The 15,270-nt window shown below is 68.3% G+C and carries 13 protein-coding genes; 7 read left to right on the top strand and 6 right to left on the bottom strand.

The features are described from left to right. Positions 1-2 precede the first annotated feature (2 nt). From ACZ6YV_RS25030 to ACZ6YV_RS25050, 5 genes are all read right to left on the bottom strand, one after another. Complete coding sequence (locus ACZ6YV_RS25030) at positions 3-1,451, bottom strand: FGGY family carbohydrate kinase (protein ID WP_465511935.1); 1,449 nt, start codon at positions 1,449-1,451, stop codon at positions 3-5. Beyond that, complete coding sequence (locus ACZ6YV_RS25035) at positions 1,448-2,482, bottom strand: 2-hydroxyacid dehydrogenase (RefSeq protein ID WP_465511936.1); 1,035 nt, start codon at positions 2,480-2,482, stop codon at positions 1,448-1,450. Before ACZ6YV_RS25035 ends, ACZ6YV_RS25030 begins: the two co-directional genes overlap by 4 nt. Positions 2,483-2,684: 202 nt before the next feature. Further along, positions 2,685-3,149, bottom strand: a complete 465-nt coding sequence (locus ACZ6YV_RS25040; RefSeq protein ID WP_465511937.1) for a ribose-5-phosphate isomerase — start codon at positions 3,147-3,149, stop codon at positions 2,685-2,687. 1 nt (position 3,150) lies between these two features. Further along, the gene (locus ACZ6YV_RS25045) at positions 3,151-4,836 is read right to left on the bottom strand and encodes a dihydroxyacetone kinase family protein (protein WP_465511938.1); all 1,686 of its coding nucleotides are present in this window, start codon (positions 4,834-4,836) and stop codon (positions 3,151-3,153) included. Next, positions 4,833-5,519: an HAD family hydrolase gene (locus ACZ6YV_RS25050; RefSeq protein ID WP_465511939.1), complete on the bottom strand. Its 687-nt coding sequence runs from the start codon at positions 5,517-5,519 to the stop codon at positions 4,833-4,835. Before ACZ6YV_RS25050 ends, ACZ6YV_RS25045 begins: the two co-directional genes overlap by 4 nt. A 77-nt stretch (positions 5,520-5,596) precedes the next feature. Between ACZ6YV_RS25050 and ACZ6YV_RS25055 the strand changes: the two genes are divergently transcribed. The 4 genes from ACZ6YV_RS25055 to ACZ6YV_RS25070 all read left to right on the top strand — a co-directional run bounded on the left by ACZ6YV_RS25055 (position 5,597) and on the right by ACZ6YV_RS25070 (position 10,205). Continuing rightward, complete coding sequence (locus ACZ6YV_RS25055; protein ID WP_465511940.1) at positions 5,597-6,214, top strand: histidine phosphatase family protein; 618 nt, start codon at positions 5,597-5,599, stop codon at positions 6,212-6,214. 4 nt (positions 6,215-6,218) lie between these two features. Continuing rightward, on the top strand, positions 6,219-7,013 hold the full coding sequence (locus ACZ6YV_RS25060; protein ID WP_378239429.1) for a DeoR/GlpR family DNA-binding transcription regulator: 795 nt from the start codon (positions 6,219-6,221) through the stop codon (positions 7,011-7,013). Between the two features lie 421 nt (positions 7,014-7,434). After that, the gene (locus tag ACZ6YV_RS25065; RefSeq protein ID WP_465511941.1) at positions 7,435-8,769 is read left to right on the top strand and encodes an MFS transporter; all 1,335 of its coding nucleotides are present in this window, start codon (positions 7,435-7,437) and stop codon (positions 8,767-8,769) included. Beyond that, on the top strand, positions 8,766-10,205 hold the full coding sequence (locus ACZ6YV_RS25070; RefSeq protein ID WP_465511942.1) for an FGGY-family carbohydrate kinase: 1,440 nt from the start codon (positions 8,766-8,768) through the stop codon (positions 10,203-10,205). The genes ACZ6YV_RS25065 and ACZ6YV_RS25070 overlap by 4 nt, the downstream gene beginning before the upstream one ends. A gap of 18 nt (positions 10,206-10,223) precedes the next feature. Here the strand turns inward: ACZ6YV_RS25070 and ACZ6YV_RS25075 are convergent, their stop codons facing one another. Continuing rightward, positions 10,224-11,222 (bottom strand): coiled-coil domain-containing protein, encoded by a 999-nt coding sequence (locus ACZ6YV_RS25075; RefSeq protein WP_465511943.1) that lies wholly within the window; start codon positions 11,220-11,222, stop codon positions 10,224-10,226. A 123-nt stretch (positions 11,223-11,345) separates the two neighbouring features. Between ACZ6YV_RS25075 and ACZ6YV_RS25080 the strand changes: the two genes are divergently transcribed. From ACZ6YV_RS25080 to ACZ6YV_RS25090, 3 genes are read left to right on the top strand one after another with little or no spacing between them, the layout of a single operon-like run. After that, positions 11,346-12,575, top strand: a complete 1,230-nt coding sequence (locus tag ACZ6YV_RS25080) for a DUF445 domain-containing protein (RefSeq protein ID WP_465511944.1) — start codon at positions 11,346-11,348, stop codon at positions 12,573-12,575. Positions 12,576-12,624: 49 nt separating this feature from the next. Further along, positions 12,625-13,851 carry a DUF445 domain-containing protein gene (locus ACZ6YV_RS25085; protein WP_465511945.1) on the top strand — a complete coding sequence of 409 codons (1,227 nt, stop codon included), beginning with the start codon at positions 12,625-12,627 and terminating at the stop codon, positions 13,849-13,851. A 51-nt stretch (positions 13,852-13,902) separates the two neighbouring features. Beyond that, the gene (locus ACZ6YV_RS25090) at positions 13,903-15,126 is read left to right on the top strand and encodes a DUF445 domain-containing protein (protein WP_465511946.1); all 1,224 of its coding nucleotides are present in this window, start codon (positions 13,903-13,905) and stop codon (positions 15,124-15,126) included. Positions 15,127-15,270 lie beyond the last annotated feature (144 nt).

The following is a 15,270-nucleotide window of genomic DNA, read 5'->3' on the forward strand; positions in this document are numbered from 1 at the left end:
CGTCACAACCTCCACAGTCCACGGGCCGCGGCCAGCGAGTCCTGGTAGTCGGCGTAGCCCTGCTCGTAGAGCCCTACGTTCTCGGGGCGGACCTCGACGACGCGTGCGCTTTCCGCCCAGAGTTCCCTGTCGACCGGTTCGCCGAGGGCGTCCGAGGCGACGATCACCGCGCCTCGCGCACCGACCCCGGGATCGCCGGGGATCACGATGGGCCGCCCGAGAACGTCGGCGAAGACGCGTGTCCACTCAAGGGAGCGGACCCCGCCGCCGCAGGCGTACAACGTGCCTGTCAGCCCTGCCGCGTCGAAGCAGTGCTTTGCCGCGTAAGCGATCGACTCGCACAGCGCACGGACGATGTCACCGCGCTCGCTTTCCAGGCTAAGCCCGGAGAACTGCGCCCTCGCCGAAGCGTCGACGAACGGCGCTCTCTCACCGGACGTGGAGAGGAACGGCAGCGCGCGGACGCCACCCGCGCCGGGCCTGCTCGCGTCGAGCAGCGGGCCGATCTCCTCGACCGCGATTCCGAACAGGCGGCACACCCAGTCGATTCCCGCGGTGCCGACCATCGCCGGCATCGCCCGGAGGAACTCGCCTTCTTCCGGGGTGCAGAGGAACATCCCCGCGGGCTCGCCCTCCGGATCGAACATCGCCGAGTCCGTCAGGACCTGGCAGGCGAGGGTGGTGCCGGCGGTGAGGATCCCATCGCCCGCCCGTCGCACTCCGGCGCCGATGGCACTCGCGGGCAGGTCGAACGGCCCTGCTGTGACCGGCAGCCCGACGGGAAGCCCGAGCAGCCCGGCCCCGCGATCGTCCAAGCGGAACACGGTCTTCGGCGTTGCCGGCTCCACAAACAGGCTCCGGCGGTGGGAGAGGCCGACAGCCGCGATGGCGTCTTCGTCGTAATGCCGGGTAGCCGGGTTGAGAAAGGGCAGCGAAGCATCCGATGCGTCGACGATGATCTCACCGGTCAGCCGCTGAAGCACCGCATCGACGCAGTAACCCGCCACCGCCGCCCTGTCGAGCGACTCCGGTTCATGAGTGTCCAAAAAGGACATGATCGCCGCGGCGCAGCCGGGGAACATTCCCGACGCGGTACGGCGGAACACCTCCCTGGTCACTCCGGCGGCCTGCCATCCGGCCAGCAAAGAATTCGCCCGCCCGTCCAGCCAGGAGATGGCGGGCCGCACGGCTTCACCGGATTCGTCGCGCAGCCACAGTCCGTCGCCCTGACCGGTGAGCGCCAGCGCGGTGACCGGGCCGTCGAGTCCGGCGGCGACCTCGCGCACCACTGTCGCCACCGTGCCGAGCACCTGGTCGAGGTCTTGCTCGACCAGCCCGCCCGGCAGGTGGTGCACCTCGGAGGTGGTGCACGCGCTCGCCACGGACATCCCGGCCTTGTCGAAGACGACCGCCTTGGTCAGTGACGTGCCGATGTCGACGCCGATGATCATGGCCGCAGAACCTCGGGATTCGCCAGATTCGCGAGTGCTTCCCCGCGGGCGTACCGGCCGACTTCGGCGGCGACGATGTTCGCCGCTCGCTCGGCCGTCTGCCTGCTGGCACCGGCGAGGTGCGGGGTGGCGATCACGTTCGGCGCGTCCCGCAGTGTCCAGTCCGCGGGCGGTGGCTCGACGTCGTACACGTCGAGCGCGAGCGCGCCGAGCCGTCCCGAGCGCAAGGCTTCCGGAAGCGGCGAGTAGTCCAAGAGGCCACCGCGCGCGGTGTTGACCAGTACGGCGCCCGCCGGCAGCAGCGCGAGTTTGGCGGCGTCGATCAGGTGGCGGGTCTCCTCGGTGAGCCGGGCGTGCAGGCTCACCACGAAACTGCGGCGCAGCAGATCGTCCAGCTCGACGAGCTCCGCGCCGTCGGCGGCGATCCGGGCCGGGTCGGCGAACGGGTCCGAGACCAGCACCTTCGCGCCGAACGCGACGAGGACCTTGGCCACCCGCGCGCCGATCGCGCCGTATCCGACCAGGCCGACGGTGGTCCCGTCGAGTTCGAGACCCGTCTGGTCGTAGGCGTAGTAGTCGCCGCGCCAGGTCCCGCCCAGCAGTTCGGCCGACGACGTCGAGATCCGGCGCATCGCGGCCAGGATCATCCCGACCGCGAACTCGGCGGCGGCCCCGGCGTTGCGGCCGGGCGCGTACGTCACCGCGACACCTGCCTCGGTGGCCGCGGCGAGGTCGACGTTGACCGGGCCTCCCCGGCACACCGAAACGAGCTTGAGGCCCGGTGCGGCGGCGAACACCTGTTTGGTGAAAGGTGCCATCTGGGTCACCGCCACCTCGACTCCCGCCAGTGCCTCGATCACCTGCTCCTCGGTGCCGCTGGCCTCGTGCACGTTCGCGACCGGGCCGAACGGTTCCACCGGCCACGGCAGGGTCAGTTTCGAGAACTCATGCCCGGCGCCGATCTCGGCACGGACGGCCTCGGCCAGCAGGCCGGTGCCGACGAAATGGTCTCCCGCAGCGAGTATCCGCAACTCTGCGTCCTCTCTCCGTGCCCGCATCGGGCGGTTTCAATGACTGTTGGCGGAGCTGAGATGTATCCGGAAAAGTGACCGTACGGGCGAACCCACCCCGGCCAAAGGCCCCGCTATCGCGGTGGCAGGGCGCCCTTTCCGCCGAACGCGACGCGCCCTGTCAGACAGCGCCTTACCGACGTCGATCGCGGTCGCGGGTTCATCAACCGGCACTCAGAGCTTGCTCGTATTCGGTGATGTGTGCGACCTTGCTCGCGCTGGCCGAGGCCGGGTCGAAGCGGTAACCGACCCATTCGCCGACGATCTTCTTCGCCAATTCCGGGCCGATCGCCCGCGCGCCGAAGGTGATCACCTGGCAGTCGTTCGATTTGACCGAACGCTCGGCCGAGTACGAATCGTGCGCGACCGTGGCCCGGACACCGGGAACCTTGTTCGCCGAGATGGCCATGCCGATCCCGGTCCCGCAGACCAGTACACCGCGATCCGCCTCGCCCCGCGCGATCGTCTCCGCCGCCGCGAGTCCGAGCAACGGGTACGCCTTGTCGTCCGAGCCGTCGGCCACGCCGAGGTCGGTGACCTCGTCCACCCTGTCGTCGGCGAGGAGCAGGTCACGCAGCTGGTCCTTGAGTGCCACCCCGGCGTTGTCCGCAGCCACCACGATCCGCATTTCAGTCTTCCTTTCCCAGAACCTGGCCGACCGCGGTGACAAGCAGCGCGAACGAGGTGGCCCCGGGATCGGGGTGCCCCTTGCTCCGCTGCGCCAACCGCGCCGCCCGTCCCTTGGCGGGCAGCAGGTCCGCCGTGGCCTCGGCCGCGCTCACCGCGACCTGGGCCGCTTTCTGCCAGGCCTGCGGGACGTCGGCGCCCGCAGCGGCTTGTTCGCGCAACGCCAGCCGGAACGGCTCTATGGCGTCGAGCATGGTCTTCTCACCTGGTTCGGCCTTGCCCAGTTCGACGAAGGCCGTCACGGCACCGTCCACGGCGTCCGCGAGCACTTCCGCGGTGACCTCGTCTCCGGACCGGCCCTGCAGTCCGGCACCGGTTTCGGCCAGCAGAACCCCATACAGGGCCCCGGACGCTCCGCCCGCCGCATCGGCGAACGCCGTCCCCGCCGCCAGGAGCGCTGTGGAAGGCGAAACTTCGTCGCGCCTCGCGGCGGCCACTGCGGCCCGCATTCCCCTGGTCATGCCCAGCCCGTGGTCACCGTCGGCCGCGACCGCGTCCAGCCTGCCGAGCTCGGCTTCGTTGGCCTCGATATCACGCAGGGCCGCCGTCAACGCGCGGTCCACGATGCCCTGCCCCGGCTCACTCTCCGTCAGCAGCGAGTCCACTGTGGACTCCAGTGGGACCTGTGCCAGCGCGGCACCGGTGCTCCGGTAGCCCGGGGTGTCACAGGGTGCCGCGTAGAGCTCGGCGAGTTCGTCGTCGAGTACCAGGATCGACAGCGAAACACCCGCCATGTCGAGAGACGTGACGAATTCGCCGACCTCGGTGTGCAGCGGGCTGAGCCCCGCAGCGGCGAGCCGCTCGTGCACCCGGGTGTAGGTCGCGAACATCTCTTCGTATTTGGTGCGGCCCAGCCCGTTCAGCAGGACCACCACGCGCCCGTCACCGGCGGGCAGTTCCGGGAGGAGGCCGTCGACCAGTTCGTCGGCCAGTTCGCGGGCGCTCAGCCTGCCGACCGTGCGCACGCCGGGCTCGCCGTGGATGCCGAGCCCCAGTTCCATCTCGCTCTCGCCGACCGTGAACAGCGGCTCGGAGGCGCCGGGCAGCGTGCACCCGCCGAACGCCACCCCGAAGGTCCGGGTGTTCGCGTTCGCTTTCTCCGCCACGGCGTGCACGGCGGCGAGGTCTTCACCGCGTTCGGCTGCGGCGCCCGCGATCTTGAAGACCAGGAAGTCTCCCGCGACGCCACGACGCCGTTCCGGCGCGTCGGCGGGACCGCTGGCGATGTCGTCGGTGACCAGGATCGTGCGGCTTTCGACGCCCTCGGCCGCCAGCCTGCGCGCGGCGAGCCCGAAGTGCAGCACATCACCTTGGTAATTGCCGTAACCGAAGAGCACGCCGGCACCGCTCTCCGCGGCGCGCGCCGTGCGATAGACCTGCTCGGCGCTCGGGCTGGTGAACACATCGCCCACCACCGCGCCGTCGGCGAGACCGGGACCGACCAGCCCGGCGAACGCGGGATAGTGCCCGCAGCCACCGCCGATCACCACTGCCACCTTGCGCTCGGCTTCTTCCCGGCGCAGCACGCCATAGGCGCCGGGGACCTTGCGCACCGAACGCCCGTAGGCGGTGACGAACCCGTCCAGCCAGTCGCGTTTGAACGTCTCCGCGGCACCCAGGACCGTCATCGCCCGCTCGCCTCCGCGAATTCACCGGAGAGGTACGCGAGCAGCTTGCGGCGCACGTCGTCGTTGTTCTCCGCGACCGCGGCGGCCAGGTCGAGCGCGTCCGGCTTCGGCGGGTACACCGGGTTCGGCAACGCGATCACGGTGAGCCCGGCCGCGGCGGCGGCGCGGATACCGTTGCTGGAGTCTTCGACGCCCAGGCATTCTTCGCCGGAGCGACCGAGCCTGGCGGCGGCTTCGAGGTAGACATCCGGGCTCGGCTTGCCCCTGGCGACCTCGGCGCTGGAGACGGTCGCGGTGAACTCGCCGGTGAGCCCGTGTTTGTCGAGGACCGCGTCGATCACGCGGCGGGCGGCCGACGACGCCAGCGCGACCGGCACCTTCGCGCTCACCTCGCGGACCATTTCGCCGGCGCCCGGCAGCAAGGGCGCCTCTCCCGCTTCGATCGCGGCGATCATGCCGTCCACCACGGCCTTCTCGACGTCGACCGCGCTTTCCGGCGTGCCGGACCGCTTCGCGAGGTAGGCGGCCCATTCGGGCGCGCTCATCCCCTGCACGGACGCGGTGTCCTCAGCGGTCCATTCGGTCCGGTGCCGGGCGGCGTACGCCACCCAATTCTCTTCCCAGAGGTGTTCACTGTCGACGAGGACACCGTCCAGGTCGAACACCACCGCGGCGAGTGCCATCCGGCGTCTCCTTTCACATCGATGCTGTTAAGTTAACATCGATGATGTGATCTGGGCAAGCTCGAAGGAGGGGTACCGTGGTCGCACGGTTACTAGTGGCTCGGCACGGCCAGACCGAATGGCATGCCGAGAACAGGTACGCGGGCAGTAGCGAGGTCGCGCTGACCGACGAAGGACTCGATCAGGCGGGCGAACTCGCCGGGTTCGCCGCGGCGGCGGGCCCGACGGCCGTGTTCTGCTCGCCGCAGAGCCGGGCGCGCCGCACCGCGGAACCGTCGGCCGAGGCCCTGGGCCTGCCTTTACGAGTGGTCGACGAGTTGCGTGAAGTCCACTTCGGACAGATGGAGGGACACACCAGGGACGAGCTGGCGGCAGCGGATCCCGATGCGGTCGCGAGGTTTCTCGCCGACCCCGTGACCGGCGCTTTCCCCGACTCGGAGCCACCAGGGGACGCGGCCGCCCGCGGCGCGAGGGCACTGCGCGGGATCGCCGCCGAGGTGCCGGGCGAGACGGTGCTGGTCGTCACGCACAACACCCTGATCAGGCTCACCTTGTGCGCGCTGCTCGGCATCCCGCTCGAGACCTACCGAACGGTGTTCCCGCGGCTGGACAACGCGTCCGTCACCGAGATCGCGATCGACGGCGCACGCACCGGCCTGCTGCGCCTCAATCAGCCGGCCCGCGCGCGATACTGACACCATGAGTGATGAGAAGACGGCCGGCGCGAGCGCGCACTCTCGTAACACGCGCCAGCGGCAGATCACCGAACACGTCTTCAAGTCCGGCTCCGCCACCATCTCCGACCTGGTGGCGCTCACCGGCGTCAGCACCATGACCGTGCACCGTGACGTCGACGAACTCGCCCGGCGCGGCCTGCTGCGGAAGTACCGGGGCGGCGTTTCGGCCATGCCTTCGACGGTCTTCGAAAGCAACGCCGACTACCGGATGAACGTGCATTCGGAGGAGAAGGAGGCGATCGCCGCACACGCGCTCGCCCGCGTCGAGCCGGGGATGTCGATCCTGCTCGACGACTCCACGAGCGCGCTCGCGCTGGCGAAGATGCTGCACCGCGTCACGCCGCTGACCGTCGCGACGAACTACCTCGGCGCCATCGAACTGCTCAAAGGCGTTCCCGACCTGCGGCTCATCTGTATCGGCGGGGACTACTCGGCGACCCACGACTCGTTCCTCGGCATGCAGAGCCTGGAGGCCATCGAGCGGATCAACGTCGACGCGACCTTCGTTTCGACCTCGGCGATGAACACGCGGATGACCTTCCATCAGGAGCCGGAGATCGTGATGCTCAAACGCGCGATGCTGGCCAGCGCCCGGACGAAGGTACTGCTGATGGACCACAGCAAGACCGAACGCGCGGCGCTGCACCGGCTGGCGCCGTTGAGCGACTTCGACGTGCTGATCGTCGATGACGGGGTGGAAGACCACCTGGCCGAGGAGATGCGGAGCCAGGTGGAAGTGGACGTCGCGGAAGTCTGAGGCGAGATCGCCTTCGCTCCAAACTCGGGGGCGGTGACCTCTGCGCTCCTACTGGCCTTGGTTGATCGCTGATCCGGTCCGTGAAGGCCTCCTTGCCTACCCTGAAGGTAGTGAAGGAGGCCTTCACGGACTTGAGGCGACCAGGGGGTCGTGCAGGTCAGCGGTGTCCGATCGACGGTGAAGGAATCGGGACACTCAACGTCCCAATTCCTTCACCGTCGCGAGGTCACCCGGTCCCAGACCTTGAGGCCGAGGACCGAGCGGGGAAGGTTCCGGACGAACTCCACCCGAATCGCCACTCGCGACCAAACCCGACCTGCCCGGGCCCGCGAGGCTAACACGAAAATCCACCGATGTAACATCTTGAAAGTTAAGTTAACACGATCCATGATACGCTGAACACGACGTCATGGAGGCGTGCATGAACCAGGTAACACCGCCGTTATCGCGATCCGGGAGCGGGTTCGCCCGCGTATTGAACCGCTGGGGCCTGCCCGCCCCGCTGTTCCTCGGCTATGCCGGGCTGCTGCTGTTCATGATCGGCGACGGGGTCGAGTCGGGCTTCATCGCGCCGTTCATGGCGGACAACGGCGCGGGCACCGAGATCAAGGCTTCGTACGTGATCACGATGTACGGCGTCGCCGTGATGCTGGCGTCGTGGCTTTCGGGCGCGCTGTCGGATCTCTGGGGACCGCGCCGCGTGATGATGATCGGCCTGGCCATCTGGCTGGTGTTCGACGTGTTGTTCCTAGCGATCGCGGTATCCGGTGAGAACTACGCGCTGATGCTGGTGTTCTACGGCCTCCGAGGCTTCGGCTATCCGATGTTCGCGTTCGGTTTCCTGGTCTGGATCACCGCGGTGGCGCCGGTCGCCAGGCTCGGCGCGGCCGTGGGCTGGTTCTACTTCGCCTTCACCGGCGGGCTGCCGACCCTGGGCGCGCTGGTCGCGAGCTTCACGAACCCGGTGCTGGGCCAGTACGGCACGCTCTGGGTGTCGGTGGTGCTGCTCGCGCTCGGCGGTTTGCTGGCGATCTTCGGGGTCCGGCAGCGGACGGGGTACACCCGGCTCGCGCCGCCGGACGTGAAACCGGTGCAGAGCCTGGTCTCCAGTGTGTCGATCGCGTGGAAGAAACCCCGCGTCGGTGTCGGGATGCTCGTCCGCGTCATCAACACCGCGCCCGAGTTCGGCATGCTGGTGTTCTTCCCGACGATCTTCATCGAGGGCATCGGGTTCGGGGAGAGCAAGTGGCTGCTCCTGGTCTCGGTCATCTACGGCACGAACATTTTCTTCAACCTGATCTTCGGGGTGCTGAGCGACAGGATCGGCTGGCGCACCACGATCTTCTGGTTCGGCGCGATCGGCTGCGCGATCTCGATCCTGCTTCTCTACTTCGTCCCGATCGCGATGGGCGCCGAGTACTACTGGCTCGCGCTCCTCGTCGGCGCGCTGTACGGCGCCACGCTCGCCGGGTTCGTGCCGATCTCGGCGCTGCTCCCCTCCCTCGCCCCGGAGAACAAGGGCGGCGCGATGGCCCTGCTGAACCTGGGCGCGGGCGCGGCGGCGTTCGTCGGGCCGGCGATCGTCAGCGTGTTCCTCGGCCCGCTGGGCGCGGCCGGAGTGGTGATCGTCTTCGCCGCGCTGTACCTGGTCGCGGCGGTCTTGGTGCGCTACCTGAAGCTGCCCGAAGAGACGGCGAAGGCGATCGAAGAGGACAAGAGCCTGCAGCAAGTCGGAGAGAAGGTCGTCACCACGTGAACCACCCCGTCACGATCGGCATCGACGTCGCCACCGCGGGGGTCCGTGCCCTCGCGGTGTGCGGCGGCACCGTCCTCGCTTCGGCCGCCGAGCCGCTGCCCGCGCCGGTCCGTGACGACCGCGGGCACAGCGAGCAGGACGCCCGGTCTTGGTGGCCCGCGGTGAAGACGGTGCTGGCGAAGGTCACCGGCGAGCTGCCGGGCAGGGGCGGCGAGGTCGCCGCGGTGGCCGTCGCCGCGACGTCGGGGACGATCGTCGGGGTCGACGCCTCGGGTGAGCCGGTCACGCCCGCGCTGATGTACGACGACAGGCGCGGCGCGGAGCTCAACCTCAAGGCCACGGAACTCGGCGCGGATCGCTGGCGGCGGCTCGGCTTCGGGGTATCGGCCACAGCCGCGCTCGGCCGGATCGCCTGGCTGTCCGAGCACGTCCCCGACGTCGCCGGGATCCGGCACACCCCCGATCTGATCGCCGCGAAGCTCACCGGTGAGCCGGTGGCGAGCGACTGGTCGCATGCTTTGAAGAGCGGCTATGACCCGCTGGCCCTCGAATGGCCGACAGAGGTCTTCGCTGCCTTGGGGGTCCCGGAAGGACTGCTCCCACCGGTGGCCGCGCCGGCCACCGTGCTGGGCACGATGGCCCGTCCGATCGCCGGGTTACCGGTGGGCTGTCTCGTCGTGGCCGGGATGACCGACGGCTGCGCGGGCCAGCTCGCGGCCGGGGCGGTCACCCCCGGGAGCTTCGTCGGGATCCTCGGCACGACGTACGTGCTCAAGGGGGTCACCGAAGAACTGGTGCCGGATCCGACAGGGGCGATGTACAGCCACCGCCATCCGGACGGCTGGTGGCTGCCCGGTGGCGCGTCGAACACCGGCGGCGAGGCCGTCGCCGGGCAGGAACACCTTCCCGAACTCGACGCGGCGGCGGCCGCGCTGGGCCCGGCGAAGGTGATCGCGTACCCGTTGCGGCGCAAGGGCGAACGCTTCCCGTTCGCCAGCGCGGACGCCGAGGGCTTCGTGTCCGGCGAGGCCGACGAGGTGGAGCTGCACCGCGCCAGGCTGGAGGGCGTCGCTTTCCTCGAGCGGCTGGCGCTGGATCACCTGCGCCGCCTCGGCGTCACGATCACCGAACCGCTGCTGGCGGCGGGCGGCGGCAGCAAGAGTCCTTTGTGGACACGGATCAGGGCGACCGTCACCGGTCTCGGTCTGCGGGTGTCACCCCAGGCCGAAACGGGGTACGGCGCGGCGCTGCTCGCCGCCGCAGGGGTTCTGCCGGGCGGGCTCACCGAGGCGTCCGAAGGGCTCGACAAGGGAACGCTGGTCGAACCCGACGAGCGCGAAAGTGCCGCGCTCACCGAGTCCTACCTGCGGTTCTGCACCGAACTGCACACCAGGGGCTGGATCGACGACGAGCTGTTCACCGTCGTCCGGCATTGAGAGAACAGGGCTGAGAGATCAGGAAGGGCGTGGGCCATTGGTCTTGGTAGGAGCCGGCTTCGGTGCGGTCTCCGGCTTGGACGCTTCCGGCTTGGCTGACCCTGCCGCGGCTGGGGCGGCGGGCGAGTCAGCGTCCGGGGCGGGAGCCAGCAGCCGGATGGCCTCCTGGACGGCGACGTCCGTGGCGGAAAGCCGATCGGCGACCTTCGACCGGAGTTCCAGCGCGAGCTTCCGGGCCTGCTGAGCCTCGGCCTGCTGGGTCTTCGCGTCGGTGAGGGCCTCCGCGACCTGCTCCTGCTTCGCGGCGATGTCCTCCGCCGAAGACTTCTCCGACTTGGCGACCTTTTCCGCCGAGATCCGCTCGGCTTCGGAGCGTTTGCCCGCCGACACCCGGTCGGCTTCCGCGATCTTGTCCGCGGAAGCCTTCTCCGCTTCCGCACGACGGGCGGCCGAAGTTTCCTCGGCCTTCTTGTCCGCGGCGGCGCGGGTCCGAACGCTCTCCAGGTCCAGTTCCTTGCGCTTCTGCGCCGCGTCGGAGTTCAGCCGCTCGATCTCGGCCTTGGCGTCCGCGAGCAGTTTCTCCCGCTCGGCCTGCGCGTCCTTGCCCGCCTTGTCGCTCGCGCGCAGCGTCTCGTGGGCGTATTTGTCGGCTTCGGTCCGGGTCGACTTGGCGTCGGCTTCCGCGGCGGCCTTGAGGTCGGCGATCTCCTCCTCGGCGAGCTGCATCATCATGCGGACGCGTTCGGCCATCGCGCCGGCGCCGGACGGGCTCGAACTCATCCGCACGAGGGCGGCCTTGGTCTCGTCCAGTTCCTTCTGGGCGTGGCCCAGCGCCTTGGTGAGTTCACCGGCTGTCGCCACGGCCTCGTCGCGGTTGCGTGAGGCCTGCTTGAGTTCGGTCGACAGCTCGGCGAGACGCTCGTCGACCTGACGCTTGTCGTAACCGCGGACAGCGCCCGCGAACTGGGACGATTTCGCTGAGGGCGCCTGAGGCGCCGTCTTCTCAGGAGCGACCATGGCGGACACCTTAATGAGCTTGGGCCCGTCAGGTAGTACCGCCAAACGGCTGCACTCGGCGTGCGGCCGGGCGATCCCATGGCATCCTCCATTGTTGACAGGTCGTAAGCAGGGGAGGCCCGGTTGGACATCTCGGCGATCCTCGAAGACATCCGCGAGCATTGGCACGTCTACGCCACGATGCCCTTCATCGCCGCGCTCATCGGCTACATCACGAAACGCGTCGCCATCGAGATGATGTTCCGGCCCCTGGAGTTCGTCGGGATCAAACCCCTGCTCGGCTGGCAGGGGGTCATCCCGGCCAACTCGCGCCGGATGGCGACCACCGCCGTCGACCTGCTGACCAAGAACCTCGTCGATCCGCAGGAGATCTTCTCCCGGCTCGATCCCGACGAGGTGGTCAAGGAGCTGGAGGAGCCGCTCCTCAAGGCCGTCGAGGACGTCACCCGTGAGGTGATGGAGCAGTACCAGCCCCGGCTTTGGGAGCTGCTGCCGACGCGGGCGCAGCGGATGCTGGTCGACCAGGTCCGCGCGCAGGCGCCGAAGGTCGTCGCGCGGCTGATGCGCGAGGTGTCGACGAACATCGACGAGGTCCTCGACGTCAACGACATGCTGATCAACGCGATGGTCCGCGACAAATCGCTGACCTGCCGCCTGATCAAGGAGGTCGCGACCCCGGAACTCCGCTTCATCGCCCGGTCCGGCATCTACTTCGGCTTCCTCATCGGTCTCGTCCAGTTCGTCGCGTGGGCGCTCACGAAACAGCCGCTGATCATGCCGATCTTCGGTTTCGTCACGGGGTTCGTCACGGACTGGCTGGCCCTGAAAATGATCTTCTACCCGCGTGAGCCGCGCCGGTTCCTGTTCTTCAGCTGGCAGGGCATGTTCCAGAAACGCCGTCAGGCCGTCGCGAAGGACTACGGCGCGCTGATCGCGGACGAGGTACTCACCGTGCGGAACGTGATGGAGGCCGTGCTCACCGGGCCGAAGTCGGACAAGCTGTTCGCGATGATCACCCGCGAGGTGCAACGGACCATCGACGCGCAGGCGAGCATCGCGAAACCGCTGGTGGCGCTGACCGTCGGCGGCGTGCAGTACCAGGAGATGAAGAAGGCCGCGGCGGAGAAGGTGATCTCGTATCTCCCCGAAACGGTGAAACACGTGGAGAGCTACGCCACTGACGCGCTCGACGTCCGCAACACCATCGTCACGAAGATGCAGCAACTGACCCCGCTCGAGTTCGAAGGGATCCTGCGTCCCGCCTTCCAGCAGGACGAATGGAAGCTGATCGCCGTCGGCGCGGTGATCGGCGGGCTCGTGGGTGAACTTCAGGTCCTGCTACTCCTCCATTGAGGACAGGCGGCTAGGTTCCCCTCAAGCAAGACGCGGGAGGGGCTGGAAAGTGGACGCCGTCATCGCCGATCTCGGCGAGCACTGGCCGGTGTACGTCACCATGCCGTTCATCGCCGCGCTGATCGGCTACGTCACCAAACGCGTCGCCATCGAGATGATGTTCAAACCGGTGGAATTCGTCGGTGTCAAACCGTTCCTCGGCTGGCAGGGGGTGCTGCCGGCGAACGCCGAGCGGATGGCGGCCACCGCCACCGAGATGCTGACGAACAACCTCGTCGACCCGAAGGAGATCTTCGCCAGGCTCGACCCGGCGCAGGTCGCGAAGGAGATCGAGCAGCCGCTTCTGCGGATCGTCGAGGACGTCACCCGCGAGGTGATGGAGCAGTACCAGCCGCGGCTGTGGGAAGTGCTGCCGAACACCGCCCAGCAACTGCTGCTCAAACGAGTACAGGCCGAAGCGCCGCGCGCGATCACGAAGATCATGGGCGAGATCGCGGAGAACATCGAGGACGTCCTCGACCTCAAGCACATGGTCGTGACGAACCTCGTCCGCGACAAGGCCTTGCTGAACCGGCTGATCCGCGACATCTCGCGACCGGAGATGCGGTTCATCGCGCGGTCGGGGATCGTGTTCGGTTTCTCCCTCGGCTGCGTGCAGCTGCTCGTCTGGGCACTGACGAAGTCGCCGATCGTGCTGCCGCTGTTCGGCGTCGGCATCGGCTGGTTCACCGACTGGATCGCCCTGAAGATGATCTTCCTGCCGCGTGAGCCGAAGCGGTTCTTCGGCTTCTACACCTGGCAAGGCGTGTTCCAGAAACGCAAGGACCAGGTCGCCGCCGACTACGGCGACATGATCGCGCAAGAGATCATCACCATCCCGAACCTGCTCGAAGCCGTGTTGAGCGGACCGAAGTCGGACAAGCTGTTCACGATGATCACCCGCGAGGTACAGCGGACCATCGACGCGCAGGCGAGCGTCGTGAAACCGTTCGTCGCGATGGCCGTCGGGAGCAGGAAGTTCCAGGAGATGAAACAGACCGCGGCGGCGAAGGCTGCGGCCCGGATCCCGGAGACGATCCGCCACGCCGAGGGTTACGCCGTCAACGCGCTCGACGTCCGGAACACCATTGTGGACAGAATGCGGCAGCTGAACCCGCTCGAATTCGAGCAGTTGCTGCGTCCGGCGTTCCGGCAGGACGAGTGGAAGCTGATCGCCGTCGGCGCGGTGATCGGCGGCCTTGTCGGTGAACTTCAGGTACTTCTGCTGCTTCACTGACGGCCAACCGATACGGTTTCCCCTCCCCCGGTGTTCGAACGAGGAGGTCCTATGGACGCCGTCCTCGAAGACCTCGCGCGGCACTGGTGGCTGTACGCCGCGATCCCGTTCATCGCCGCGCTGATCGGCTACGTCACCAAACGCGTCGCTATCGAGATGATGTTCAAACCGCTGGAGTTCGCCGGGATCAAACCGTTCCTCGGCTGGCAGGGCGTGGTGCCCAAGCACGGCGGGCGGATGGCCGCGGTCGCGACCGAACTGCTGACGTCGAACCTGCTGGACGTCAAAGAGGTCTTTCGCCGGATCGACCCGGCGATCATCACGCGCGAGATCGAGCAGCCGCTGCTGAAGGCCGTGGACGAGGTCGCCCGCGAAGTGCTCGAGAAGCACCATCCCCGGCTCTGGGAAGTCATGCCGACGATGGCGCAGGAGCTGCTGATCAAGCAGGTCCAGTCTTCGACGCCGCGGCTGGTGCGCGAGTTCATGGAAGAGATGACCGAGAACCTCGACGAGGTGCTCGACTTCCAGCACATGACCGTGCAGCGGCTCACCAGGGACAAGAAGCTGCTCGTCCGACTGATCCGTGAGACGTCTCGACCGGAGATGGCGTTCATCGCGCGCACGGGGATCTATTTCGGCTTCGGGCTCGGTGTCGTGCAGGCGATCGTCTGGGCGATGACGAAGGAGCCGTGGGTGCTGCCGATCTTCGGCGGCTGCATCGGACTGTTCACCGACTGGCTGGCGATCAAACTGATCTTCGTGCCGCGCGAGCCGGTGCGGGTCGGCCGGGTGATCCTGCAGGGCAAGTTCCAGCGGCGGCGGGCCGAGGTCGCGCGTCAGTACGGCGAGATGATCGCGAACGAGATCCTCACCGTGCCGAACCTGCTCGACGCCGTCCTGCGCGGACCGCGGTCGGACCGGCTGTACGCGCTGGTCGAGCGGCTCGTGGCGCAAGCCGTCGACGAGCAGGCGAGTGTCGCGAAACCGATGGTCGCGATGGCCGTCGGCGGGCAGCGGCTGCGCGAGATCAAACAGGCGGCCGCGCGGACGGCGCTGGAGCGGCTGCCGCCGACAATCCGCCACGCCGAGGGCTACCTGACCGAGGCGATGGACGTCGCGAAGATCGTCGAACGCCGGATGCTCGGGCTGACGCCGCTGGAGTTCGAGGGGCTGCTGCGCCCGGCGTTCCGGCAGGACGAGTGGAAGCTCATCGCGGTCGGTGGGCTCATCGGCTTCCTGGTCGGCGAGCTCCAGGTCCTCCTCATGCTCCACTGACGCCGGATCGCGTTTAGCCCGCTAAACGCAGGTCGGGCGGGGTCGGCGGCCGCATCCCGAGGGGGTGCCATGCCCCGGAGGTCCCCGAGCGCCCACGGGTCGCGTTTAGCGGGCTAAACGCGATCCGGGCGGGTGGGCGCCCCG

Source organism: Amycolatopsis sp. NPDC102522 (genome assembly GCF_055584485.1).